The sequence below is a fragment of the Sphingomonas dokdonensis genome, from assembly GCF_002197685.1.
GTDB lineage: Bacteria > Pseudomonadota > Alphaproteobacteria > Sphingomonadales > Sphingomonadaceae > Sphingomonas > Sphingomonas dokdonensis.
In genome coordinates, this window is record NZ_NBBI01000001.1 from 748,185 (window position 1) to 772,934 (window position 24,750).

A 24,750-nucleotide genomic window follows, 5' to 3' on the forward strand; every position below is an offset into this window, starting at 1 on the left:
TCGGGGCGAGCGAGAGACGATGATCGCGGCGGCCAGCGCACCGTTGCTGCTGCGCGCGCCGCCGTTCCCCTGGATGGAGCAAGCGGTGGCCGCCGTCTCGATGCCGGGCCGGTCCCGCCTTCAGGATCCCGACCGCCTGTTCGCCGCGATGCGCGCCGGCGGTGTGGGAGGGGCGTTCTGGCGCGACGATCCGGTCGGGGGCGACGCGCACGAAGATGCGGTGCTTCGCTGGATTGCCGGCGCGCCGGGCGAACCCGATCGTCGGGCGGATGCAATTGCCGCGGTCGAGTCGGCAACCTATCGCAATCCCTTCACCAACGCTGCGTGCGATGCGCATGAGGCGGTGCGGATCCTGGCTGACTGGGCGTCTGCGCTGCGGGCGAACCGCCGGATCATCGGCGCGGTTGGCATGAGCGGTTGGAAGCGCGAGGCGATCGGGCGGTTCCTGTGGGACGGCGAGCGGGCGCCGCCCTTTCTGACGGCTGATCAGGCGCTGACGTCGGTCAGACCGGGAGACGCGATCACTTACTGGCCGTCGCGTGCACCGGCGAATTTTGCCGATGAGGTGGCGGCGCGCGGCGGAATTGCGTGGCAGGTGGAAGATGGCTTCATCCGCTCGGCGGGGCTTGGCGCGGAGTGCCGGCCGCCATGGTCGATCATCGTCGATCGATCGGGCGGCATCCATTATGATCCGCGGCAGGAGAGCGAGATAGAGCGGTTGCTCGCCACGCACAGCTTCGATGCGCCGCTGCTGGACCGTGCGCGTGCATTGCGCGCACAGATCGTGGACGCGCGCTTGTGCAAATATGGTGTCGATGCAGGAACGATGGACGCCGACCTGCCAACGGGCAGGCGCATCGTTCTGGTGATCGGGCAGGTTGCCGACGACCTGTCGGTGATGCGCAGCAGCGACGGTGGCATGGGTGACTTGCTGCAACGCGTGCGCGCGTGCGAGCCCGATGCTTTTATAGTCTATCGCCCGCATCCCGACGTGATCGCCGGGCTGCGCAGCGGCGCGGTGCCGGGTGCGGGCGAGGCGGATCTGATCAGCGCCGGTGGATCGCTGCTCGCGCTGCTCGAGCGGGTCGATGCGGTTCATGTGCTGTCATCGCTCACCGGCTTCGAGGCTTTGTTGAGGGGGGTTCCGGTGACGGTGCATGGTGCGCCGTTCTACGCCGGTTGGGGGCTGACGCGGGATCTTGGCCCCGTGCCGTCGCGCCGTGCGCGCCGTCTTTCGCTCGACGCATTGGTGGCGGCGGCGCTGATTCTGGCGCCGCGCTATTGCGACCCGGAAACCGGCCTGCCGTGCCCGCCCGAAGTTCTCGTCGACCGGCTCGCCAAAACGGGTAAGCCGACGTACAACGCCGTTACAGGGTTCAGGCGTGCCTATGGGGCAGCGCGTGCAGCAGGGCGGCTTATGACGAGGGGGCGGCGATGACAGCGCAGGCGCGACGCCGCTTCTTGTTTCTGCAAGGGCCGCACGGTTCTTATTTCGCTCGGCTTGGTGGCGCCTTGTCGGCGCTTGGCCATGCGGTGTTCCGAATTAATCTTTGCGGCGGCGATTGGCTGGACTGGCCGGAACCGGCCGTGGATTATCGCGGCACGCTGCATAACTGGCCGGTATTCTTCGACGATTTCATCGTCGATCATGAGATCACCGACGTGGTGCTGTTCGGCGATTGTCGCCCGCATCATTCCAGCGCGCACGGCATGGCAAAGATCCGCGGGCTGCGGGTGCACGTACTGGAAGAGGGCTATATCCGGCCCGATTACGTGACGCTGGAAGAAGGCGGGGTGAACGGCCATTCGCGCATGCCACGCGATCCCACCTGGTTCCGTGCGGAGGCGACGCGCCTGCCGCCCGAGCCGGTTCACGATCCCGTGCCGTCGAGCTTTCAACGGCGCGCGTCGGAAACGATCCGGCATCTCGCCGCGACGTTGCTGATGGCGCCGGCCTATCCATTCTATCGCACCCACCGGCCGCACAGCGCGATGGTGGAGGCGGCGGGCTGGGGCATGTGGAGCGCGACGCGCAATCACGAGCGCATTCGATCGCAGCGGACGCTCGACGCCATTTTGCCGGGGCGAGACAAGCACCCGATCTTCCTTGCCCCGTTGCAGCTGAATTCGGACTATCAGCTGCGGGTTCACTCGCCGTTTCGCGACATGCGCGCGGCGCTCCGGTTCATTATAAAGAGCTTCGCGCAGACCGCGCCGGCGCACAGCCGGCTGCTGGTAAAGCGTCACCCGCTGGACAATGGACTGGTCGCGTGGCGGCGTCTCACGCGTGCGCTGGCGCGCCATTACGATGTAGAAGATCGTGTTTTCTACATCTCGGACGGCGATATCGCGACGCTGCTGCCGAACGTCGCGGGAGCGGTGATGGTGAACAGCACGGTGGGGACGCTGGCGCTGAACCAGGGCGTGCCGGTCGCCGTGCTGGGCCATGCCGTCTATGATGTAGCGGGTGTGGTGCATCGCGGCGCGCTGGATGAGTTCTGGGCCGCCCCGTCTGCGCCCGATGCAGATCTATGGGCTGCAGTGCGGCGGGTGTTCGTCAACCGATCGCTGGTGCATGGCGGCTTCCTCAGCGAAGAAGGGCTGGCGATGCTGGTCGAGAACGCCATTCCCCGCCTGACCGGACCGGCAGCGGCCACGCCGGCCACGTTCGACAATGTAACGCGGATCGCGCATTGGCGCTGAAACCCTTTCGCGCTCCGGCGCAAATGCTGTTCAGCAAGGGATTGCCCGGCACGGGGCGGCATGGGCGCCGGGCGCGCAAGCCGATCGTGTTCGACCTGTCGCGCCTGCTCAGCCGGGCCTATCACCTGACGCCGACCGGCATCGACCGGGTCGAATATGCCTATGCAGTCGAATTGCTGAACCGTGTGCCGGATCGACTGCGCTTTGCGGCGGTGCATCCGGCGGGTGGCTATTACGGACGGCTGGAGATCGGTGCGGTTCGCCAGTTCCTCGCCTTCACCCAGGCGCGCTGGCAATCCCGCGGAGAGGCGCAGCGCGACGCCGTGCGCACCCAGGCGATCCGGCACCTGTTTGCGCTGCGCCCGCGCGCCGTTCCGGTAGCGCTGGGGCAGCGCGTGTACCTACAAGCATCGCCGCATCATCTGGAGGACGGCAAGCTGGTGCGCAGCATCCTCCAGACCGAGCGGGCGCGCTTCGTCAACCTGGTGCATGACGTGATCCCGCTGACCTACCCCGAATTTGCGCGGCCCAACGGCGCGGTGCAGCATGCCCGGCGGCTTCGCACGATCGACCGGCTGGCCGACGGCATCATCGCGAACTCGCACGCGACGCTGGCCGCATTGGGACCGCACCTTACCGACCGGCCGGGGCGCGTGGCGCGGGTCGCGCACCTTGGATGCGAGTGGAGCGATCCCTTGCCACCTTTGGCCGGCAAGGACGCGGAGCGGCCATACTTCCTGTGCATCGGCACGATCGAGCCACGCAAGAACCACCTGCTGCTCCTGAACGTCTGGCGCCGGCTGGCGGAGAGCATGGGTGACGCGGCGCCTCGCCTCGTGCTGATCGGCCGACGGGGCTGGGAAAACGAGAACGTGATCGATCTGCTGGAGCGGTCGGTGGCGTTGCGCGGCCATGTGGTGGAGCAGCCCGACGTCGACGATCGCCGGCTGACGCGATTGCTGGCCGGCGCGCGTGCGGTGCTGCTGCCGTCGTTTGCGGAGGGATATGGCATGCCGGTGGCGGAAGCGCTGGCGACGGGCGTTCCGGTGATTTGCAGCGACATCAGCGCGCTGCGCGAGGCAGGCGGCGACCTGCCCGATTATCTCGATCCGCTCGACGGCGTAGGATGGCTGCGCACCATTCTCGATTACGCCCGGCCCGATTCGCCGATGCGGGCCGCGCAATGCGAGAGGATGCGCGGCTGGGCGCCGATGTCGTGGAGCCGCCACATGGATATCGTGCTGGACGTGGTGGAAGCAGTGGCGGATCAACGCCGCTAGGTGGGCTGCGTCAGCCTCGCGTCAGCAGCAGCATCTGATCGTCGTGAGGCGAGGCGTTCAGCACGTCTGCCGGGCTGCGACCCTGCACGCCGCCGACCAGATCGACTTCCGCCAGATTGAAGCCGTGCGAGAGGATCTGGTTCAGAAAACCCGCGGGATCGGCGTAGCGAACGGCGGCGAATTCGAGCAGAATGGTCAGTGGGCGGTTGCGGGCGAGGATATCGTTCAGACCGGTCCAGATCGCCTGCTCGGCGCCCTCGGCATCGATCTTGATGAAGTCGGCATCGAGCGCACCGGGGATCTCGTCGGCGCGGCGCAGCGGCACCTCCACAGTGCCCGGCCCGCCCTTGCCCTGCACCACATGGGCGTTCTTTGGCTCGTTCTTCGGCACTTCGAGTGTTGCCGTGCCGCGTTCCTGGCCCAAGGCGATCTCGTGAACGGTCGTTCGCCCGTCGAAGCCGTTCACCGCTACGCTACGGCGCAGCAGCTCGGCCATTGGCGGATTGGGCTCGAACGACAGGAGCTTGCCGGTCGGGCCGACAAGATCGGCCAGCAGCACCGAGAAATAGCCGCAGTGCGCCCCCACATCGAGCACGGTCATGCCGGGCTTCACCAGCCGAATGATCGTCTCGGTGTTCCACATCTCCCAATAGCCATCGAGCATCAGGTGGCTGGCGACCCCGACGTCGCGAGTGTCGACATACATCTTGTACCGACCAAGGATGCGGCAGATGGCGGTATGATCGCCCAGATAAGCCGTCTGGCAAAGGCCGCGGATCACCGCCTCGTGCCGCCAGCGGTCGCCGGTACGCAGCGCCCAGATATCGAAAATGGTACCCAGCGCTTCGCCGTGGCGGCGGATTTCCGCCGGGCTTGCTTGATGATCGAGGAAGCGCATTGCCCTTCTTAGCCGCCGGGCGATGCTTCGGGAATATGACGCCGACGCTTTGTTATCAGGCGAGGATGTTTTCGGTGGCGGCGCGCACCACCAGCCCGAACGGGCCGGGCGTCTTACCGTGGCGCAGCTGTGCCGTGAAATGGCCCTGTGCCGCGATTTCGAGCGCAATTCGGTTCAGCCCATGGCGATCGAGCTGCGGACCGGTTTGCGCCATGACGATCGCGAGCCCGCCGGGGCGTAGGCGTGCGAGCAGGTCCTCGATCAACTTGAGCGCGCGCGCGACATCCCCTGCACCGAACGTGTCGCTGCGCGTATAGGCAAAGTCGAAGCCGACGCCGTCGCTGCCGGGCGCTTGCGTGGAACAGGCGGCATCGAGCGATTCGCCGGGCGGTAGGGCGATCGCCTGCATGGCGCAGCCGACCGTGCTGGCGAAGGCGGCGACTGGCTCTGGATGGGCGGACGCCGCAAGGCCGCGCGCCTCCGGCTCCAGCCGGCCATATTCTTCCAGCACGCGCACGATAAAGGCCGCCTCCCACCGATCCTTTACCGATCCGTGCTGCGCGAGCTGCGCGTCGAGCCGCTTGAAATCGGATTCGTCGACCTGGTCGGTCGTGAACCCCTGCGACACCGGCCAGGCGAGCTGGGGCTCCGTGCTGCTGATCATCGCACTCGCACGCCGCGCCTTCAGGCGACCGAAGAGGCTGCGCCTGCGGGCTGGATCCTCGTCCTCACCAGCGCGGCTCGCAATGGTGATCGCGATGCCGTCGGCCCGCGCCGAACACTCGCCGTAGACATAGCCGGTGACGGCATAGAGCGCGCCGGGGAGCGCCTCGAACGGCAGCCTGATGCGCCGTGGTGCCTTGGCCAGCGACGGCAGCAGGACGGTGATCTTGCCGCGCTCGGTCACCGGCGGTTTGCCGTCGGGCAGATGCTGGAAAATGCGAATTGCCAGCATGCCGACGTCCGCGGTCAGCCCTGCTATCTCGATCTCGGCGATCGATGGGCCGGGCGCCGCAGCCACATAGGAGGTGTGGAAGACGTAGCTTGAATCCTCGCTCTTGTCCTTGCCGCCAAGCGGGCGGATGCGGCTGCGCTGCGCTGGCCAATAGCCGAAGGGGTCAAGCGTTTGGGCGATCATGCGCGAACACTAGGCGAGCGGCAGATGCCGTGACAATCGGTGGAACCGCCTTGCTGGCAGAGAATGCGTGCGTCATGCCAGCGGCATGGGTGATCGATCATGACTCGCTGGACACGGCCGGGCCGTTCGCTGAGCACGCGGCCGATCATTCCGCCACTCGCCGCATTGGGTGCGATGGGCGAGGAGCGGCGGTTGCCCGCAGCACGGCCGGCCACTGACCGGATAGACAAGGGCCAATCGACGCACGATGATGGTGCTGCACGCTGGCGCAAGATCCTCGCCGTGGCGGAGGCGTTTGCGAGCGAGCGGCTCGCCGACGAAGCGCTCGCCGCCAGCCTTGGTTACCCGATCGAGGCGTACGATCAGTTTCGTCGCGACATTGCGGTGCGACCACCGCCGCCATCGTCCGAAAAGAGTTCGGTGCCAACGGTGCTGGTCGATGCACGCGATACGGAGCCGTATCTTCTTCGGGCGACGCTGCGCAGTCTACAGGATCAGTCGGTCGGCGACTGGTCGGCGCGGGTGATCGCGCCGGCGGCGATTTGCGAAGGGCCGGTCGCCTCTTTCGCCGACACCGATCCACGCATTCATTTCAAGAGTTCTGCGGCTTTTTCGCCGGTGGCGGGCGAGCATGCGATCCTCCTCGATGCGGGAACCGTGCTCGATCCCGAGGCGCTGGCGTGGTTCAGCTTCGCGCTTTTACGAACTGGCGCGGCGGCGGTGTTCGCCGATGAAGACCGCGGCGTCGCCGATCCTGACTTCGGCCTGCTACGGGCCGATCCATTGCTGTTTGGCATGTTCGATGAAGCGTTGGTCAGCCATGGCGTCGTGCCAGCGGTGGTCGCGCTGGCCGGCCCCTTGCCGGATCAGGCTGGCGCTGGATCGCGAGGCGCGGCGCTGCTTGCGGCCGCAGGGCGAGGCATGGTGGCGCATGTGCCCCGTGTCCTCGTGACGCGGCTCGAAGTGCCGCTGGTCGCCAGAGGGGGCAGGATAGACGCGCCCGGCGAGGGGCGTGAGGAGACGCCAGGGGAGCCTGCTGCAAGGACTGGAGCGAGTCCCGCTCAGGGCGGGCGCAGGATCGCCGTTGTTATTCCCACCCGCGATGAAGCACGCCTTCTCGCACGTGCTATCCAGAGTCTGCGATCAACCGCCAGCCAGCCAGATCGACTGGACATTGTGGTAGTGGACAATCGCAGCGTGCTGCCGGAAACAACGGCGTTGCTGGATCGGCTGATCATGGCCGGCACGGCGCGCGTGGTGCCGTTCGATTCCGCCTTCAATTGGTCGCTGGCGTCAAATCGAGGCGCAGCGGCCAGCGATGCGCCGCTCATCGTCTTTGCCAATAACGACATCGAGATGCTGTCTGCCGGCTGGGACGAACTTGTCGAAGATTGGCTGGGGCAGAGCGACGTGGGCGCGGTGGGTGCGCGATTGCTGTATCCGGATCGTACCATTCAGCACGCCGGCATCGCCTTCGGCTTCGGGCCGACCGGTACCGAGCATGAGGGGCGCGGCGTGCCGGCACCGGATAGCGGACCGGGTGGTCGCTACACCTCACCGCATCGGGTCTCCGCCGTGACCGGCGCCTTTCTGGCGGTGCGCCGGAGCGACTTCGAACAAGTGGGTGGCTTTGACGCGGCTCGCCTGATGATCGGGCATAGCGACATCGATCTGTGTCTGCGCCTGCGCGATGCGGGCCGGACGATCCTCTACTGCCCTGCCATCCAGGCGATCCACCATGAAGGCGCGACGCGCGGCCGCAACGAGACGCAGGCTGCGATCGCGTGGGACGAAGGGGAGCGGATAGACCTTGTGAAACGCTGGGGTGGCGCGCTGAACGACGATCCCGGCGTCAGCCCATATTGGCGGCGCGGCGAGCGGCCCTTCGCCTTTCTCCGCGAGCCGACGATGCGCGAGATACTGGCGCACATCGATCGCAGTGCCAGGGCCGATCCGTGGCGGCCGCACAAGGGGCAAAGTGTCCCACACCATGCGACGGACATGGCTTAACACAAGGCAGCGGATCGATTAGCCGCGAAGGCGGAACACTCGTTCCAATCGGGGGGAAGGCAGTGGGTCGAAGCTACCTGGCGCGCGCGGCAGCAGCACTTGGCTTTGGTGACACCAGGGCAGCGCCGGACGGCAAGCATCGGCTGTTGGGCGACAAGGCGCGCGACGCGGGCGATTGGGGGCTCGCTGCCGAACACTACCGATCATATCTGCGTGGGCATCCGGACTCGTTCGCGATCTGGGTTCAGTTGGGCCACGCGCTGAAGGAAGCTGGCGATTTCGCGCGGGCGGAAGAAGCGTATCTCCGCGCCGAACGGCTGGACCCGGATGACGCGGATCTTGCGCTCAACCTTGGTCACCTGATGAAATCCATGCGGCGTCTGCCGGATGCCGAACATTATTATACCCGCAGCTTTCAGATCGACGGCAATGCGCAGGCCGGAAGCGAATTGGAGCGGCTGGGTACCACCACCGAAGCGGAGGCGACGCCCGGCCCCAAGCCCATCCAGCAGGGCATGGCGGGCAGCGTCGATGAAATACAGGGGTGCGTGGTGCGGGGTTGGGCGGTGGAGCCTGACCCGACTAACGGCGCGGCGCAGATCGAGGCGGTCAATGCGGACGGCCATGTTGTTGCCACCGGCGTCGCAACGCGCGTCCGCTCGGATGTTGCCGCTGCCGGGTACACCGATGGACCGTCGGGCTTTACCCTGGTGATCGATCATCTGGCGCTGAGCGGCAATCAAGCATGGGTCGACGTTCGGCTGCGATCGAACGGCGCGTCGCTAAGCGGATCGCCGGTGATCATCGGCCTGCCTGAACAGACGGAAGCAGACGCCGCGCGGCGGATCAGCACGGCGCGCTATGTCATGCCGAAAACCCTGGGTGCTATCGGCGGCGAGCACGCGATCTTTGTTGCCTATGCCGCCACGGGGATGCTGCATTCGTTTGTGCGGCCGTTCCTGCGCATGCTGCGCGATCAGGGTATTGCCGTGTCACTGGTGGTCAACACCGACCGGCCGGTGGCGTTAGACGACGACCTGCTCGATCTGGTTGCCAGCGCGGTGGTGCGAGAGAACAAGGGATATGATTTCGGCGCCTGGGCGCACATGTTACGGCTTGAGCCGAAATTGCATGGCGCAGAATGCTTGTACATCATCAATGACAGCATCGTCGGGCCAAGCAACGAGGCTGACTTCGCAGCGATGATGGAAAAGTTGCGGCAGAACAAGGCCGACTTGCTCGGTCTTACCGAGACGCTTGAACGTGGCTGGCACGTGCAAAGCTATTTTCTGCGGGTCAGCGCGCCGCTCTTGCAATCCTATGCCTTTCAGCTCTTCGTCAACTCCGTTGCAGTGATCGCGGACAAGGACGCGATCATCAATACGTTCGAAGTGCCATTGGCGCGGCGCGTTGCCGAGGCAGGTTTCACCGTCGACAGTGTCTTCAAGATCGACGAGGCGCGCAATCCGACGCTGTTTGCTTGGAAGCGGTTGCTTGCGGCGGGCTTTCCCTTCGTCAAGCATTCATTGCTGCGACATGGCTTCGAGCATCTGAATACAGACGGCCTGGCACGCGAGATGAAGCGCGCAGGGTTCGACATGAAGGCATTCGAGGCGGCGCGGGACTATCGCAGTGAGGAGCCGCTGCCTCCAGCGGGGTTTCCGCTGCTGGCACGTGCAAAGCCAAGCGAACCGGACGAGGAGCGGCCGCAGAAGCCGTACAAAGTGGCATTCTATGGCCCGTGGAACTACGACAATGGCTTGGGCTCGGCCAGCCGAGGGATCATCTCGGCCATTAGGCAGGCTGGCGCTCGGCTGAACCTCCACCCGATCCGCAAGCCGTTTCACGTTCACAAGCCGGTGGGGCCGGCACATGATGTGCTCGACTTCGACGGCGCGGCCGACGTGGCGATCGTGCATCTGAACCCAGATTCCTGGCACCTGCTGACGGACGAGCAGCGTGCGCAGATCGACCGGGCGCAGCGGCGGATCGGCTATTGGGTGTGGGAGATGGAGGAGCTCCCCGCTGCGTGGCAGCAGGATTTCGGATCGGTGGACCGGATCTGGGCGCCGAGCGGCTTCAACGCGCAGGCCTTTGCGGCGGCGAAACAAGCCCCGGTGGACGTGATACCACACGTGGTGCCGGTGGCTGGCGAGGCAACTGCCGACCGACTGGCTATTCGCCATGCGCTGGGCCTGTCGACCGAGCGACGGCTGATCCTCTACGTCTTCGATGGCGCGAGCTATCTCGTGCGCAAGAACCCGGCCGCATTGCTGCGTGCTTTCGCCGCGTCGGGGCTGGCGGAGCAGGGCTGGAGCCTGGTGCTGAAAACCAAGCACCTGATGGATCGACCGGGCGAAGGGCAAGATCTGGCAGCCTTGGCCGAGGCGACCGACGGCGTGATCCTGCTGGATCGGTCGCTCAGCAGCCATGAGCTTTCCGACCTCGTCGCATCGTGCGACATCTACGCGTCGCCGCATTGTTCGGAAGGGTTCGGCCTGACCGTCGCCGAAGCGATGGCGGCCGGGCGGATCGTGGTGGCGACCGATTACAGCGGGACGACGCAATTCCTCGATCAAAGCTGCGGGTTCCCGGTCGCGGCAGAGCCGTGGACGCTGGAGGAGGATTTCGGCCATTACCTGAGCGGCGGCACATGGGCGCGTATCGACGAGGCGGCGCTGGCCGAGGCGCTGGTTCAAGCGGCAGCGCGGATCGATGCCGGCGACGAGACGATCGGCGAGGCGGCACGTGCGCGAGTGGCAGCGATGCTGTCTGCCGAAGCGGTGGGGGCCGCCATTGCGGCAAGCCTCGACGCGGTCGTTCACGACGATGGGCCGGTGCGACAACCCGTTCCGGCGATTGAAGATGCCGGCGCGGGCGTTGACCTGGCGGCGCTCGCGGGCGGGGCGCGCGACGGGCTTGCCGTGCTCAGCCTGTCGGAGGGTACGCTGACCGCCGAAACCGATGGGCTGACCGACGTGGCGGCTGATCGTGACGCGTGGCTTGCGATCGCGCCGGCCGGGGCACGCCTGCATCCGCATGCGGCGAACACCCTGGCGCGGTTCGCCGGACAGCGCCCCGACGTGGCGATCTTCTATGGCGACGATGTGGCGTATGCCGAGGAAACACTGCTGGAGCAGGTGCGGTTGAAGCCGCAGTTTGACCGGACGCTGTTCGCCGCGCAGGATTACATCGGGGCCCCGATCTTCGTACGTGGTTCGGCGCTTCACGAACTCGGCGGTTTGCGACTGTCGCTAGACGATGCGGCGCTGTACGATCTGGTGCTGCGCGCGGCAGAGCAGGGCATGTCGATCGGGCGGATCCCCGAGGTTCTGCTGGTGCAGGGCGAGCGGCGGGTGAGGGCGCCGCTAGCGGCGCGGCGCGCGCTGCTGGAACAGTCGCCGCTCTACGCCGGCTACCAGATCGCAGAAGGACGTGCGCCCGGGGCGCTGGCGCTTTCGCGCGATTTCGAGAGAGAATGGCCGCACGTCACCTTGTGCGTGCCGACGCGGCGTTCCGCGATCGAGGGTGGCGAGGGGAGCTATATCGAGCGGCTGCTGCATAGCCTGGCTGGTGTCGCGTGGCCGGCAGACCGGCTGACGGTGCTGGTGGGTGATGACGTGGAGGGCGAGCCGTCCTGGGCCGACCACGCATGGCCATTCGAGCTGCGGCGAATCGAGACACCACGCGCGCCGGGCGAGCCGTTCAACTTTTCCGCGAAGATGAACAGGTTGTGGCGTGCTGCCGACAGCGAATTCGTGGTCCTGCTCAACGATGACGTGGTGGCCAAGCGGCAGGACTGGTTGCGCGCGCTGATCAGCTTTGCGGTGGATCGCGACGTGGGCGCCGTCGGTCCTCGACTGTTGTATGACGATGGCACGATCCAGCACGCCGGCATCTATGGCGGAATAATGGGGACGAGCGCCCACGCTTGGCTGGGGCTGGAAGTGGATGCGCCGACGTATCAGGATTGGGCGCTTACGCAGCGCGAGGTGTCGATGGTGACGGGCGCGGTGCTGGCGACACGGCGCAGCGTGATGGAGGCAATCGGCGGCTTCGACGAACGCTTCACACTGGAGTTCAACGACATCGACCTGTGCCTGAAGATGCGGCAGCAGGGGTATCGCATTGTCTATAATCCGATGGCGGAGCTGATCCATTCCGAGAAGAAGTCGCGGGGTGACACGGCGCCGCCGGGCGAGCAGCTGGCGCTCTTCCTCGCTCGGTGGAACGATTGGCTGGCGGACGATCCTGCCTTGCCGCCGAACATGCGGCGCGACATGCTGGAGCTGACCCCGCGGGCCGGTGCGGCCGACTGGTTCGTCTGAGCTATCGAGCGGTGGTGGCGGGGTGGGCGAAGGGATCGTCGCGCAGCGACCGCCCAGCTGTTTCGGGCATGTAGCGAAGTGCAATCAGCCCGACGATGCAGGCCAGCATCATATAATAGGCTGGCATCAGCGGATCGCCGGTCATGCTGATAAGCCCGCTGCCGACCATCGGAGCGGTACCGCCGAAAATCGAGGTCGCGACGTTATAGGCGATGGCGAAGCCGGCGAAGCGCACCGATGTCGGGAACAGTGCGGGAAAGGTTGCCGAGATGGTCGCGAGCTGCGGCACGTACAGCAGGCCGAGCACCATAAAGGCGATGACTGCGCCTACGAAGCCGGTGCCAATCAGCATATAAAGCGGCACGACGAGCAGGAGCAGCCCGAGCAGCGACCAGCGCCACATAACCCGCCGGCCGACGCGATCGGACAAGCCGCCGGCGAACGGCACAAAGACCATCATGAACAGCATGCCGATGATCGGCACCAGCAACGCCTCGTCATGGCCGAGGCCGATGCGCCGCTGGAGATAGGTGGGCATGTAGCTGAGCAGCGAATAGTTCACGACGTTCAGCGCGATGACGAGCCCGCTGACGACCAGCATCGGCCGCCAATGGTGGCGCAGCAACGCGGCGAGCGTGGGTGGGTGGCGATCCTCGGCGGCTGCCATCTCCTCGCGGAAGATAGGCGTGTCTTCCATCTTCGAGCGAACGTACATGCCGACGAGGCCGATCGGGCCGGCGATGAGGAAGGGGATGCGCCAGCCCCAATCCTGCATCGCGGCGTCGCCGAGCGATAGCGAGAAGCCGAGCATCAGCGCCGCCCCGGCCGAGAAGCCGGCGAGCGTGCCGAATTCGAGAAAGCTGCCAAAGAAGCCGCGCCGGTCGTCGGGAGCATATTCCGCCATGAAGGTCGCCGCGCCGCCATATTCGCCGCCTGTCGAGAAGCCTTGCAGCAAGCGCAGGACGATGAGGATCGAGGGCGCCCAGAAACCGATCGATGCATAGCTCGGGATCAAGCCAACCGCGAAGGTCGCGCCGGCCATCAGCAGGATCGTCATGGCGAGCACCGCCTTGCGCCCGATGCGATCACCCATTGGCCCCCAGAACAAACCGCCCAGCGGTCGCACGAGAAAGGAGATCGCGAAGGTGGCGAGCGCGAAGAGCACCGCCTCCTCGGTTTCGCCCGGGAAGAGCGCGGCGGAGATGAAGGTCAGGCCGTACGCGTAGATGCCGTAATCGAACCATTCCACCGCATTGCCCAGCGCCGATGCGCCGACCGCTCGTCGCAGTTGCGCGCTGTCGACCGAATGGGAAGGCGGGAGCGCGGCTGCAGTCATCGATCACCTGTTTGCATGGCGGGCGTGTCGTACGGGGCGGCGTGCTCAGGCCCGGCGGGGTCGAGCAGCGCGGCGACGGGGGTGGTGCGCGGCAGAATCTGGAAATCCTGCTGCGCGGCGCTCGGCACCGGTGCGCTGGCGACGAGACGCCACAAGCCGAACGCGAGCGTGCCCATCGCCGCAAGCGCGATGAACCAGAACATGCCGCCGATCCCGAGCAGCGACATGGTGGATGCGGCGCCCATCGGGCCGAGCGCAGCGCCGGCTGAGTAGAGCAGTACCAATTGGCCGCTCGCCGCGACGCGCTCGGCGGCGAGCAGCCGGTCGTTGGCATGGGCGACGCACAGCGGATAAAGCGCAAAGGCGAGGCCGCCGAAGGCCGCGCCGAGCGCGAAGAGGATTATGCCGCCAGGCGCCGCCGCAAGTGCAAGGCTGACGGCGAGTGTCGCGGCGAGGCAGCCGAGGATGACGTGGCGGCGATCGAAGCGGTCTGACAAGCGACCAAGCGGCCACTGCAGGGCAACGCCGCCGAGGATCACTGCGGTCATGAAGCTGGCGGTACCCTTCAGGTCGAGGCCGATGCGACGGGCGTACACGGCGGCAAGGCCGTAGAAGGCGCCGAGCATCAGCCCGGTAACGCCCGCGCCGACGACGCCGAGCGGTGATGCCTCGTACAGCCGGCGGAGCGGGAGCGAGGCGGCATCCTCTAGCAAGGGTGCCGGGCTGCGGGTCAGGCAGACGGGAATGATCGCGAGGGTGATCAGCACCGAGGCGAGCTCGAACGGGACCTGCGGCGCGGTGTTGCCTGAGCGGAGCAGCAGCTGGCCCAGCGCCTGGCCCGAATAGAGCGCCACCATGTACCAGGCGAGGATCGATCCACGCGTGGTGGCGTCGGCGCGATCGTTCAGCCAGCTTTCGATGCAGATGAAGACGCCGGCGACGCAGATGCCGTCGACGAGCCGCAAGGCACCCCACAAGGGGGGCTGCTGGACCAATGCGTAGGTGAGCGTGCTGGCCGACAGCAGCGCCACGAAGGTGGCGAAAGCGCGGATATGGCCGACGCGGCGCACGATCGTGCCGGCACGCAGCGCGCCGATCGCCAGCCCGACGAAATAGGCGGTGGCGACCAGCCCGATAACCATCGTGCTGCTGCCGCCCCGCTCCAGCCGGAGCGCGAGCAGCGTCGACAGGAAGCCGCTGCCCGCCATCATCATGAAGATGGCGGCGAGCAGGCTTCGGACAGGAAGGATCGTTGCGAACATGATGGGTCACCGCCGGCCGGTCAGGCGGCGCGGCGATCCTCCGCCGCATCTGCCTCGTCTTCGATCAGCGCCCGGTGAAGCGCGCGTACCGCGGTGTCAAACTGATCGCAGTCGACGATGAACTGGACGTCGACGTTGCGGATCTGGTGCTGCATCGCGATCATCGTAACGCCTGCGTCGGCCAACGCGCGCAGTGCGTCGGGCACGAGACCCGGGCGCGAAATGTCGCTGCCGATCGCCGCCACCATTGCCACCGGCTGCGCCGAAATCGCGGCCTCCGGATACGTTTTCTGCAGCTCCGCCAACACTTTCGCTACGACGTCGGCGCCGGCGGACAGATAATGGGTGATGGTGTTCGCGTTGGACGCCTTGCTGACGATCCAGACGCGGTGCTTTGCCAGCACCTCCAGAATGGCGCTGTCGTAGCCCTTCACACCGACCATGTCCTGTTCGAAGAATTGCAGCGCCTGCATCTGACGAACGCCGGTCACGATCTCGACGCGTGGCTTTTCGGAGATGTAGTCGCCCGTCACCAACGTGCCGCCGTCCTCGCGATCGAAGGTGTTGCGGACGCGCAGCGGGATGCCGCTCTGCCGCAGGCCACGCCCCGCGCCAGGGTGGATCGCCTCCATGCCGACGTTCGCCAGCTGATCGGCGACATCGTAGTTGGTGCGCCCGATCTTGCGCGCCTTCTCCTCGCCGACAAGGCGGGGGTCGGCACTCGACAGGTGAAATTCCTTGTGAATGATCGCCTCGCGCGCGTCGGTGAGCACCGCCAGCCGCGAAAAGGTCATCTCGGTGTATCCGCGCGCGTAACGCCGCACCATGCCGCCTTCGCAACCCGCATAGCCGGTGACGATGGGCAGAACCTTGGTGAGATCGATCGCGGCGAATGCATCGCCGATGCGCGCGTCGAGGCTGCGCATGTCATCCTGATCCCACATGGTGAGATCGACGAATTGCGCGTTCACGTCGCGATCGCGCAGCAACAGTGCGGTGCTGTGCGCACTGTGCGCCTCGCCGATCCCGGCGAGCAGCTCGCGCACGGTCATAAGCTGTTCCTTGACGCAGAAGCGGCCGTGGCTGCGCAGCCGGGCGAGATCGTCGAGGCAGGCAGAGACGGCCGCGATCCGCTTGTCGACAAAAGCGTCTGCGGCCTCGCGACTGGCGGCACGGGCAAACATGCCGGCGTTGCGCTCATGCATCGCGCTGCGCACGCGCTCCATGGCATCGCGCCAGCCGTTCGCGTCGTCGTCCGCGATGAAGCGGCCGTAGACGCCGGGCTCGCCCGTCTTCTTGCACTCGAGCAGCAGGTTGGTCATCCCGGCATAGGCCGAGACGACAAAGATGCGGTTGTAGAGATCGGCACCCGACCGGCCGGCAATCAGCACATTGTCGAACAATGTGGTGGTGGCCGCCATCGACGTGCCCCCGATCTTCTCGACACTGTGGGGCTTGCTCATGCCGCCACCGCCTCGGCCAGTCGGCCGTGCTGCACCTGAAGCGCCTGCGGCGCATCACGATTGGCGAGGAACCAGGGGCGCGGCTTTTCGACGCCGAACGGCTTATGCAGCCGATTGCTGACCGCGTTGTACACCAGGAAGGCGTTGGCACGCGGGAAGGGCGTGATGTTGCCGTTCGAGCCGTGCATCAGGTTGCAATCGAACAGGATCACCGTGCCGGGCTTGCCCATCGGCGCGACGATGCCGTGCTTGTTCGCGAGCTCGGCAAGGCTCATCTCGTCGGGGACGCCATATTCCTGCTTCTTGAGCGAGGAGAGGTAATGGTCCTCCGGCGTCTCACCGATACAGGTGAGATAGGTCTTGTGCGATCCCGGGATCACCATCAGCGGGCCGTTGTTGGGCGTGTTCTCGGCAAGCAGGATCGACATGGACAGAGCGCGCATGCGCGGCATCCCGTCTTCGACGTGCCAGGTCTCGAAATCGCTGTGCCAGTAGAACTCGCGGCCCTTGAAGCCGGGTTTGTAGTTCAGCCGCGACTGGTGGATGTACACCTCGTCGCCGAGCAGGAAGCGCGCCACGTCGGCGAGGCGAGAGTCCGCGGCGAGGCGGCCGATCACCTCGCTCTGCTGGTGAATCTCGAAGATCGAACGGACCTCGTTGCCCTGCGGTTCGGTGACCACCGTTTCCGCGTCGAGGCGTGCGGGGTCGGCGAGCAATGCGCCCGCCGCCTGCTGCAAGAACGCCACCTCATCGGCGGAGAAAATGTCCTCGAGCACGAGATAGCCGTCGCGTTCGAACTGTTCGGCCTGCGCCGCGCTGACCGGCGCGTCCGGGCTCCACTGGCTGTGGACAACGGGATCCTGCCGCGACCGCATCTCGGCCTCGGCGGCGAAGCGTGAGGGGTAGATATCCTGCATGAGATGTCTCCCTTTTTGTAAGTTTCTGATTTTGGCTGCGGGCGCTCAGGCGGCCTTGGCAGCGACCTTCTGCGCGTCGGGATCGGCCGGATAGGCGCCGCTCTCGTCGTGAACCTCGCGGCCGGTGACCGGCGGATTGAAGGTGCAAGCGGTGAGGATGTCGGTTTCCGGACGAACGATGTGTTCGTCATGCGCGTTGAGCGCGTACATCACGCCCGGCTCCAGCCGGTGAACCTCGCCCGTACCCAGATCCTCGATCGTGCCCGTGCCCTTCAGCACCAGCACCGATTCCAGATGGTTCTGGTAGTGCATCTTGAGCTCGGCACCGGCAAACATGGTGGTGACGTGGAACGAGAAGCCCATGTTGTCGTCCTTGAGCAGCATGCGGGCGCTGGCCCAGCCCTTCGAACGGACGTTCTTGTCGGTCTTGCGGATGTCTTTCAGCTTGCGAACGATCATGAATGATCTCCTTTCTTATTCTGCGGCGATGGCTTGATTGGCGGCGTGATCGGCGCCCATCGCGTCGCGGATGCGGGTTTCCAGAATGTCGAGGCCGGCGCTCAGCACCGCATCGTCGATGACGAGCGGGGCGAGCACCTTGATGACCTCGTCATGGGCGCCGCTGGTTTCGATGATCAGCCCGTCGTCGAAGCAGGCCGAGGTGACTGCGCTGGCGAGATCGCCCGACTCTACGTTGATGCCCCGCATCATGCCGCGGCCGCGCATGCCGAATCCGTAGGTGTCGGCGATCCGCTGAAGCCGGCTGCCTAGCAGGTCGCTCCGCCGGCGGACGTCGGCGGCAAAGCCGTCAGTGCTCCAGAAGTGGCGCAGCGCGGCAGTGGCCGTGACAAAGGCATGGTTGTTGCCGCGGAACGTGCCGTTGTGCTCGCCGGGCAGCCACTGGTCGTGCTCGGGCTTGAGCAGGGTGAGCGCAAACGGCAGCCCCATGCCCGACAGCGACTTCGCCATGGTGACGATATCGGGCGTGAAGCCCATGTCCTCGAAGCTGAAGAAGTTGCCGGTGCGGCCGCAGCCTGCCTGAATGTCGTCAACGATCAGCAGTGCGCCGTGCGCCTTGGCGATCTCGGCAATGCGCCGCAGCCATTCGGGCGACGCGGCGTTGAGACCGCCTTCGCCCTGCACGGTTTCGACCAGGATCGCGGCCGGCGCGTCGAGTCCGCTCGACGGGTCAGCAAGGCGCTGCTCGAGCAGATCCGCGGTGTCGACGTCCGGGCCGTAATAGCCGTCGTACGGCTCATGCGAGACATGGCTGAGCGGCACGCCCGCGCCGCCGCGCTTGGTGGCGTTGCCGGTGCACGCAAGCGCGCCCAGCGTCATGCCGTGAAAGCCATTGGTGAAGGCGATCACCATCTCGCGCCCCGTCACCTTGCGCGCGAGCTTGATCGCGGCCTCGACGGCGTTGGTGCCGGTCGGGCCGGTGAACATCACCCGATAATCGAGGTCGCGCGGCTTCAGGATCACCTGCTCGAACGTGTCGAGGAATGCCTGCTTCGCATCGGTGTGAAGATCGAGGCCATGCGCGATCCCGTCTGCGGCGATGTAATCGAGCAGCGCCTGCTTCAGGATCGGGTGATTGTGCCCGTAATTGAGCGTGGAACAGCCCGACAGGAAGTCGAGATACCGGCCGCCCTGGTCGTCGTGCATCCACACGCCCTCGGCGCGGTTGAACTGCCGCGGCATCGAGCGGGCATAGCTGCGCACGATGGATTCACGGCGTTCGTAGATGCTGCGATCCGGCAGGCTGTCGGACGGTTTTGGTGTCGTGAACAAAGTCTTATCCCCTCTGTTCGTTGAAGTTAACGTGGTCGAGCGGCCCGATCCGGGCCTGGAACTCGGTGGCGTGTGCGCCGGCGAAATGGGCCTGGCGGTCGAAAAGCGTGCTGCGCTCGAGCGTGACGCCCCAGGTATTGGCCAGCCGCTGGAAAAGCCCCCACGACGCGGCATTGTCGTCCGTGATCGTGGTGATGAGGTGCGTGACCCCGCGCTGCGCCGGGCGCGCCAGCAGATGGTTGATCATGCGGCTGGCGAGACGCTTGCCGCGTCCTTCCGCCGCAACCGCAACCTGCCAGACGAAGAAGGCGTCCGGGTCGGCCGGCGGCCGATAGCCGGAGACCCAGCCGATCGTCTGCCCATCCTGTTCGGCAAGGACGCAATGATCGGCGAAATGCTCGCATTGCAGGAGATTGCAGTAGGGCGAGTTTTGATCGAGCGGCGGACATGCCGCGATCAGCGCCGTTACCGCGGGGCCGTCAGTAGCGCGCGGGACGCGTAGCTGAAGCTGATCGGCGGGAGGGTGGGTTCGGTCTGGATCGGACATTGAAGGGCTGGACTGATCAACGAATGGCCGAGCTGTAATGATTCACTCCTCGAAGCAAAAAGCGGCCGCCTGAGCAGCCGCGGTGAGGCGTAAACATAGGGTTGTTGGCTGATTCGGCAACCCTCCAGCAACAATTATATTTCAGTCCCCAAAGCAACAATAAGGCAGGTGTGGCATTCTTGTGCGCGCCTGCGAACGACGGCTACTCTGCCACGATGGATTCAGAGATTGCCCGCGCAACCCTCAAAGCCCTGCGGCGCGTGTTGCGTGCGGCGGAAGGCGGCACGCGCAAGCTGGCGGCCGCCACCGGCCTGACGCCTTCGCAACTCCTGGTGCTGCGCGAGATTGCGGGTGGGCAGGATGTGACTCCCGGTCAGGTGGCGCAGCGATTGCAGTTCAGCCAAGCCACCATCACGGCGATCGTCGATCGACTGGTTGCTCTGGAGCTCGCGACCCGCGTGCGTAGCGAGGCGGACAAGAGGCGCATGCTGCTGAGCAGCACGGCGAAGGGCAGAAACTGTCTGAACGACGCACCCGATATGCTGCAGGAGGTGTTCGAGGCGAGGTTCGCAGCGCTGCCGGCCTGGGAACAGGCGATGGTGCTGGCAAGCACCGAGCGCCTAGCCGATATTTTGGGCACGGGCGACATGGATGCGGCCCCGCTACTGGACTCAGGACCGATCGATCGGCCGTGAGCATGGCGGGAGTGCAGAGCCGATCCCGCGATGCAACTTGGCCGCAAACGCGATCCGGCTGCCCTGCAACCGTCCGGGTCCCGAGGGGTTGGGCATTGGCATGATTGCAGGTACGCGGTAGCGATGATTGAAACACGGATGAACCCCCGCGTCTTTTGGGGCGGGTCTGGGGTGATCTTCGCCCTGCTGGGTACGACATTGCTGATGCCGGGCCGGGCGGACGTGGTGTTCAAGGCCGCGCAAAGCTGGACGATCGACACCTTTGGTTGGTTCTATATCGCGTCGGTCGCGGTTTTCCTGTTCGTTGTGCTGATCCTTGGGTTTGGTCCGGCGGGTAAGCTGAAACTCGGCCCTGACGATGCCGAACCCGATTTCCCGTATGTTTCGTGGCTCGCCATGCTGTTTGCGGCGGGCATGGGTATCGGCCTGATGTATTTCGCGGTGGCCGAGCCGATCCAGCACTACATCTCGCCGCCGGAGGCGGAGAGCGGGACGATTTCCGCCGCGCGTGAGGCGATGGCGATCACCTTTCACCATTATGGTGTTCATGCTTGGGCGATCTACGCGCTGGTCGGGCTAAGCCTTGCCTATTTCACCTTCCGACGGGACATGCCGCTGACGCTTCGATCGGGCCTGTCACCGATCCTGGGCAAGCGCATCAACGGCCCGATCGGTGATGCCATCGACATCTTCGCGGTGTGCGGGACCGTGTTCGGCGTTGCCACATCGCTCGGTCTTGGCGTGTCGCAGATGACGGCGGGGCTCGCCTACAATTACGGTTTGCCTGATACGATGACGGCAAAGGTCATCGTCATCGCGATCGTGATGGGGGCGGCCACGCTTTCCGTGCTGAGCGGCGCCGATCGCGGCATTCGGCGCTTGTCCGAACTGAATCTGGCGGTGGCCGTGCTGCTGATGCTGTTCGTGCTGGCGGTCGGCCCGACCCTGTTCCTGATGCGGGCGCTGGTGCAGAATTTCGGCCTCTACCTCGACCATTTCGTGATGCGTACCTTTACACTGTACGCTTACGAGCCGCGCGCGTGGATGGCCGATTGGACGCTGTTCTACTGGGCGTGGTGGATCGCCTGGTCGCCCTTTGTGGGCATGTTCATTGCCCGTATCTCACGTGGGCGAACGATCCGCGAGTTCGTGACCGGCGTGCTGTTCGTGCCGACTGCCTTTACCTTCCTGTGGATGACGGTGTTCGGCAACACCGCCATCTCGCTCGATCTCGGGCAAGCAGCCGGTGGCATCGGCGACGCGGTGCAGGCGAACCTTTCTACCGCGCTGTTCAAGTTCTTCGAATATCTTCCTGCCGCCAGCGTCACATCCTCGCTCGCGATCCTGCTCGTCGCGGTGTTTTTCGTGACTTCGGCGGATTCGGGCGCACTGGTGATCGATACGCTCGCATCGGGTGGTGCAGAAGATTCGCCGCGCTGGCAGCGTATCTATTGGTGCCTGCTGCTGGGGGTTACCGCCACGCTGCTGCTCGTCGCGGGGGGGCTTGGCGCGTTGCAGGCAGCGACGCTGCTGGCGGCCCTGCCATTCTGTTTCATCATGCTGCTTTTGTCATTTGGGCTGATCCGCCAGACGAGCGCGGATCTTTCGGGTGTGACGCTGGCGAACGACGCGCCTGCGGTGAGCGAGCGGCTCAAGCGATTGTTCGTGCCGGCAAGCCGTGCGGAGATCCTGCGCCAGATCGAACGTAGTGCATTACCAGCTTTGGAGTCGGTCTGCGAAACACTGCGTGACGAGGGCTGGGCGAACAGCCGGGTTGATCGGGATGGTGACGACGTGATGCTGTCGGTCGACCTCGCGCCGGAGCGAACCATGACCTATCGCGTTGCGCCACGATCGCGCCCGCTGGCTGCCTATACGGCACTGGAGGCGTCGGAAGCGCGGCGCAGCATTACCTGGATCATGGGCGCGCAAACCAACGGCACCGGCCGGTATCATGACCTCACCGGCTTTTCCGCCGACCAGATCGCAGGCGATGTGCTGACTCAACTGGAAAGCCGGCGCGAGCGTTAGGCGGGATTACCGTGCACGCAAGGGCGCCCGCGCAGCAACAAGCGCGCGGTGCTAGCCCGGCCGCCACTCGCTGAGCGTCGCACCCTCGGCATCCTCATAGGCAACCCGATCGAGCCGGATCGCGACAATGCAGACGGGCCGCTGATCGGGCCCAGATGCGCTGCATTCGATCGCCCGTCCGCTGGGGTAAGAAGCGATGCGTCCTTCCAGCCGCATCCGGAAGCCGGCGGTCGGCGGTGTCGGTGCGGCATCACCCTCGCCGCGGATTGAATGCTCGTACGCCCGGCCATTACGTCGCCCGAGCCGGGAGCCGCCCTTCTCGAAGGCAGCGGCAAGTCCGATCGTTTGGGGCGAGGCCGGCGGCGTGCCGGTCTGCAATGGATCGGCCTGAACCGCAGGACACGTCTCCGCCAAGAGCCACGGGCGCGGCAGCCAAAAGCCCTCCACCGCTTCCCATGTGTCAGGCGCACCCGCCTTCGCGAGCAATGCCGAATCGGTCCAGTCGCTTGGCGTCATGCGCAGCTGAATGGCCTTGTGGTCGGTGCTCCAGCTCCAGACCGGCAGGCCGCTTCCGTCGGTCGCCGAAGCGTCGGCGACGGTCGGACCAGTACAACCAAAGGGAATGCGTACAGCGAAATTCCTGCCAACCAACGGATCGCTAGTGGGCGACGCTTCTCCCTGCGCAAAGCTCGACGCAGCCTGCGTAGCCGCGGACACGAGATCGCTGCGCGTGAGCGGCGGGAGGGGTAACGGCACGACGGGCGCTGCCGTCTCGTTAGCGTCTGCAGGCGCCGCCGCAGGGACGTCTGCCGTGTTCGCAGTCGGCTCCTTTTGATCGCAACTTGCCAGCGACAAAGCGGAAAGCGTCAACGCGGCGGTGGCGGCTGCGGAGCGGAAGGTAGCGGATCTCGGGTCACGGCGAAGCATGTCCGCGGGATAGCACCAGCGGCCTCAAAATGGGAGCGTTGTGCGTGCTGCGCTTGACGAAAGCGCGGCAGGGGGGTCTGCCACGCACATGAACTTCAATCAGATTGCCGCGCTGGTCGTCCTTGTTGCCGTCGTCGGTGTGCTGATCCACGGCAAGATCCGGTCGGAGGTGGCCGCGTTGGCGGCGGCAGCATCGCTGATGCTGCTTGGCGTGATCCGTCCGGTAGAGGTGCAGGAAGCCTTTGCGAGCCCCGCCATCATCGCGCTAGCCTGCCTGTTCATCATCGCATACGCGATCGAACTCTCCGGGCTGCTCGGCTTGCTGATCCGACAGGCGACCAAATTGTGCGCCCGGCTGGGCAGTTTGGGTTTGTGGATCGTCATGGTGCTGTGCGGCGCCGGATCGGCATTTCTCAACAACACGCCGATTGTCGTCCTCGCGGCGCCGGTGGTGAAGGATGTGGCGACCTCGCTTGGCCTGTCGCCCAAGCGCTTCCTGATCCCGCTGAGCTACATTACGATCATGGGCGGATCGTGCACCTTGATCGGCACGTCCACCAATCTGCTGGTCAACGACATGGCGCGTAACGCCGGCCAGCCGGTGTTCGGGGTTTTCGAGATCACCCCGGTGGGTCTGGTCGTCGCGGCGGCGGGCGGGCTGTACCTGTTCCTTTTCGGTGGTCGGCTGCTGGCGCATAGCCAGGATGGCGAGGAAGCGCCGAGCAGCAAGACCACCAACCAGACCGGCGACGGCACCTTGGGCGATGCCAAGATGTTCACGATGAAGACGCCGTTCCAGCCGCGCAAGGCGGCTATTTCGCTTGGCGTGTTCATGGTGGTGATCCTCTCGGCGGCGGTTGGCGTCACCTCCATCGCCGCGGCCGCCTTTGCCGGCGCGGTGCTGCTGATCCTTCTGAAGATCATCAGCCCTGAAGAAGCCTATGCGGGGCTCCGGCCGGAGGTGCTGCTGCTGATCGCAGGCATGGTGGTGGTCGGTTTGTCGATCGAGGTAACGGGGTTGGCGGCGGCCGGCACAGCCAAGCTGATCGACTTCATCCGGCCGTTCGGACCGCTGGTGGCGCTGGCCATTCTGTATGGCGTCACGCTGTTCGCCACCGAGATCCTGTCCAACGCCGCGGTCGCGGTGCTGATCACCCCGGTTGCCGTAGCGTTGGCGGAAAGCCTGGGCGTGGCGCCGCGCCCGTTTCTGATCGCGGTGATGATGGCGGCGAGCGCCGCCTTTGCGACACCGTTCGGCTATCAGACCAACGTGCTCGTCTTTCAGGTGGGCAACTACAAATACCTCGATTTCGTGCGGGTCGGCGTGCCGCTCAATCTGGTGACTTGGGCCGCCGGCGTGATCGCCATTCCGATCTTTTTTCCGTTCTGAAGCATGCGCCGGTCGCCAGTGAAACGTTGATGTC

Annotated in this window: 18 protein-coding genes; 8 read left to right on the forward strand and 10 right to left on the reverse strand. The window is 65.5% G+C overall.

Features of this window, described 5'->3' with window-relative positions; genetic code table 11:
* Positions 1 to 19 precede the first annotated feature (19 nt).
* From SPDO_RS03490 to SPDO_RS03500, 3 genes are read left to right on the forward strand one after another with little or no spacing between them, the layout of a single operon-like run.
* On the forward strand, positions 20 to 1,438 hold the full coding sequence (locus SPDO_RS03490; protein WP_158212136.1) for a capsular polysaccharide export protein, LipB/KpsS family: 1,419 nt from the start codon (positions 20 to 22) through the stop codon (positions 1,436 to 1,438).
* Complete coding sequence (locus SPDO_RS03495; RefSeq protein WP_088366009.1) at positions 1,435 to 2,703, forward strand: capsule biosynthesis protein; 1,269 nt, start codon at positions 1,435 to 1,437, stop codon at positions 2,701 to 2,703. The genes SPDO_RS03490 and SPDO_RS03495 overlap by 4 nt, the downstream gene beginning before the upstream one ends.
* Positions 2,694 to 3,983, forward strand: a complete 1,290-nt coding sequence (locus SPDO_RS03500) for a glycosyltransferase family 4 protein (protein WP_425441914.1) — start codon at positions 2,694 to 2,696, stop codon at positions 3,981 to 3,983. The genes SPDO_RS03495 and SPDO_RS03500 overlap by 10 nt, the downstream gene beginning before the upstream one ends.
* Before the next feature lie 10 nt (positions 3,984 to 3,993).
* Here SPDO_RS03500 and SPDO_RS03505 read toward each other — a convergent pair whose 3' ends face one another.
* Together SPDO_RS03505 and SPDO_RS03510 are read right to left on the reverse strand one after the other, a co-directional pair.
* The gene (locus tag SPDO_RS03505; RefSeq protein WP_088366011.1) at positions 3,994 to 4,881 is read right to left on the reverse strand and encodes an FkbM family methyltransferase; all 888 of its coding nucleotides are present in this window, start codon (positions 4,879 to 4,881) and stop codon (positions 3,994 to 3,996) included.
* Positions 4,882 to 4,936: 55 nt separating this feature from the next.
* Positions 4,937 to 6,019 (reverse strand): hypothetical protein, encoded by a 1,083-nt coding sequence (locus tag SPDO_RS03510; protein ID WP_088366012.1) that lies wholly within the window; start codon positions 6,017 to 6,019, stop codon positions 4,937 to 4,939.
* A gap of 99 nt (positions 6,020 to 6,118) precedes the next feature.
* Here SPDO_RS03510 and SPDO_RS03515 point away from each other — a divergent pair, with 99 nt between their 5' ends.
* Both SPDO_RS03515 and SPDO_RS03520 read left to right on the forward strand, forming a co-directional pair.
* A complete protein-coding gene (locus SPDO_RS03515; protein ID WP_088366013.1) occupies positions 6,119 to 8,029 on the forward strand; it encodes a glycosyltransferase in 1,911 nt (636 codons plus the stop codon).
* 62 nt (positions 8,030 to 8,091) lie between these two features.
* On the forward strand, positions 8,092 to 12,357 hold the full coding sequence (locus SPDO_RS03520; RefSeq protein WP_088366014.1) for a rhamnan synthesis F family protein: 4,266 nt from the start codon (positions 8,092 to 8,094) through the stop codon (positions 12,355 to 12,357).
* Between the two features lies 1 nt (position 12,358).
* Here the strand turns inward: SPDO_RS03520 and SPDO_RS03525 are convergent, their stop codons facing one another.
* The 7 genes from SPDO_RS03525 to ectA are packed head-to-tail and all read right to left on the reverse strand — an operon-like array spanning position 12,359 to position 19,673.
* Positions 12,359 to 13,693, reverse strand: coding sequence for an MFS transporter (locus SPDO_RS03525; protein ID WP_088366015.1), 1,335 nt, complete (start codon positions 13,691 to 13,693; stop codon positions 12,359 to 12,361).
* Positions 13,690 to 14,955 carry an MFS transporter gene (locus SPDO_RS03530; protein WP_088366016.1) on the reverse strand — a complete coding sequence of 422 codons (1,266 nt, stop codon included), beginning with the start codon at positions 14,953 to 14,955 and terminating at the stop codon, positions 13,690 to 13,692. The genes SPDO_RS03525 and SPDO_RS03530 overlap by 4 nt, the downstream gene beginning before the upstream one ends.
* Positions 14,956 to 14,975: 20 nt before the next feature.
* Positions 14,976 to 16,418: an aspartate kinase gene (locus tag SPDO_RS03535; protein WP_088366017.1), complete on the reverse strand. Its 1,443-nt coding sequence runs from the start codon at positions 16,416 to 16,418 to the stop codon at positions 14,976 to 14,978.
* On the reverse strand, positions 16,415 to 17,335 hold the full coding sequence (thpD, locus tag SPDO_RS03540; protein ID WP_088366018.1) for an ectoine hydroxylase: 921 nt from the start codon (positions 17,333 to 17,335) through the stop codon (positions 16,415 to 16,417). Before thpD ends, SPDO_RS03535 begins: the two co-directional genes overlap by 4 nt.
* Positions 17,336 to 17,380: 45 nt before the next feature.
* Complete coding sequence (locus tag SPDO_RS03545; RefSeq protein ID WP_088366019.1) at positions 17,381 to 17,794, reverse strand: ectoine synthase; 414 nt, start codon at positions 17,792 to 17,794, stop codon at positions 17,381 to 17,383.
* A gap of 15 nt (positions 17,795 to 17,809) precedes the next feature.
* Positions 17,810 to 19,126, reverse strand: coding sequence for a diaminobutyrate--2-oxoglutarate transaminase (gene ectB / locus SPDO_RS03550; protein ID WP_088366020.1), 1,317 nt, complete (start codon positions 19,124 to 19,126; stop codon positions 17,810 to 17,812).
* Between the two features lie 4 nt (positions 19,127 to 19,130).
* Positions 19,131 to 19,673, reverse strand: coding sequence for a diaminobutyrate acetyltransferase (gene ectA, locus SPDO_RS03555; protein WP_088366021.1), 543 nt, complete (start codon positions 19,671 to 19,673; stop codon positions 19,131 to 19,133).
* Positions 19,674 to 19,888: 215 nt separating this feature from the next.
* On the opposite strand from ectA, the gene SPDO_RS03560 reads away from it, so the two are divergent.
* Both SPDO_RS03560 and SPDO_RS03565 read left to right on the forward strand, forming a co-directional pair.
* Positions 19,889 to 20,368, forward strand: coding sequence for a MarR family winged helix-turn-helix transcriptional regulator (locus SPDO_RS03560; protein ID WP_088366022.1), 480 nt, complete (start codon positions 19,889 to 19,891; stop codon positions 20,366 to 20,368).
* A 171-nt stretch (positions 20,369 to 20,539) separates the two neighbouring features.
* On the forward strand, positions 20,540 to 22,399 hold the full coding sequence (locus tag SPDO_RS03565) for a BCCT family transporter (RefSeq protein ID WP_245829050.1): 1,860 nt from the start codon (positions 20,540 to 20,542) through the stop codon (positions 22,397 to 22,399).
* Positions 22,400 to 22,450: 51 nt separating this feature from the next.
* Here the strand turns inward: SPDO_RS03565 and SPDO_RS17010 are convergent, their stop codons facing one another.
* Positions 22,451 to 22,915 (reverse strand): hypothetical protein, encoded by a 465-nt coding sequence (locus SPDO_RS17010; protein WP_211279987.1) that lies wholly within the window; start codon positions 22,913 to 22,915, stop codon positions 22,451 to 22,453.
* Between the two features lie 499 nt (positions 22,916 to 23,414).
* On the opposite strand from SPDO_RS17010, the gene SPDO_RS03575 reads away from it, so the two are divergent.
* A complete protein-coding gene (locus SPDO_RS03575; protein ID WP_088366025.1) occupies positions 23,415 to 24,716 on the forward strand; it encodes an SLC13 family permease in 1,302 nt (433 codons plus the stop codon).
* Positions 24,717 to 24,750: the final 34 nt, after the last annotated feature.

Coding starts and splice junctions, on each gene's coding strand:
- SPDO_RS17010 (WP_211279987.1), bottom strand. CDS start 22,915: ATGACGCCAAGCGACTGGACCGATTCGGCATTGCTCGCGAAGGCGGGT.
- SPDO_RS03495 (WP_088366009.1), top strand. CDS start 1,435: ATGACAGCGCAGGCGCGACGCCGCTTCTTGTTTCTGCAAGGGCCGCAC.
- thpD (WP_088366018.1), bottom strand. CDS start 17,335: ATGCAGGATATCTACCCCTCACGCTTCGCCGCCGAGGCCGAGATGCGG.
- SPDO_RS03505 (WP_088366011.1), bottom strand. CDS start 4,881: ATGCGCTTCCTCGATCATCAAGCAAGCCCGGCGGAAATCCGCCGCCAC.
- SPDO_RS03515 (WP_088366013.1), top strand. CDS start 6,119: ATGACTCGCTGGACACGGCCGGGCCGTTCGCTGAGCACGCGGCCGATC.
- SPDO_RS03510 (WP_088366012.1), bottom strand. CDS start 6,019: ATGATCGCCCAAACGCTTGACCCCTTCGGCTATTGGCCAGCGCAGCGC.
- SPDO_RS03545 (WP_088366019.1), bottom strand. CDS start 17,794: ATGATCGTTCGCAAGCTGAAAGACATCCGCAAGACCGACAAGAACGTC.
- SPDO_RS03575 (WP_088366025.1), top strand. CDS start 23,415: ATGAACTTCAATCAGATTGCCGCGCTGGTCGTCCTTGTTGCCGTCGTC.
- SPDO_RS03525 (WP_088366015.1), bottom strand. CDS start 13,693: ATGACTGCAGCCGCGCTCCCGCCTTCCCATTCGGTCGACAGCGCGCAA.
- SPDO_RS03535 (WP_088366017.1), bottom strand. CDS start 16,418: ATGAGCAAGCCCCACAGTGTCGAGAAGATCGGGGGCACGTCGATGGCG.
- SPDO_RS03530 (WP_088366016.1), bottom strand. CDS start 14,955: ATGTTCGCAACGATCCTTCCTGTCCGAAGCCTGCTCGCCGCCATCTTC.
- ectA (WP_088366021.1), bottom strand. CDS start 19,673: ATGTCCGATCCAGACCGAACCCACCCTCCCGCCGATCAGCTTCAGCTA.
- SPDO_RS03490 (WP_158212136.1), top strand. CDS start 20: ATGATCGCGGCGGCCAGCGCACCGTTGCTGCTGCGCGCGCCGCCGTTC.
- SPDO_RS03560 (WP_088366022.1), top strand. CDS start 19,889: ATGGATTCAGAGATTGCCCGCGCAACCCTCAAAGCCCTGCGGCGCGTG.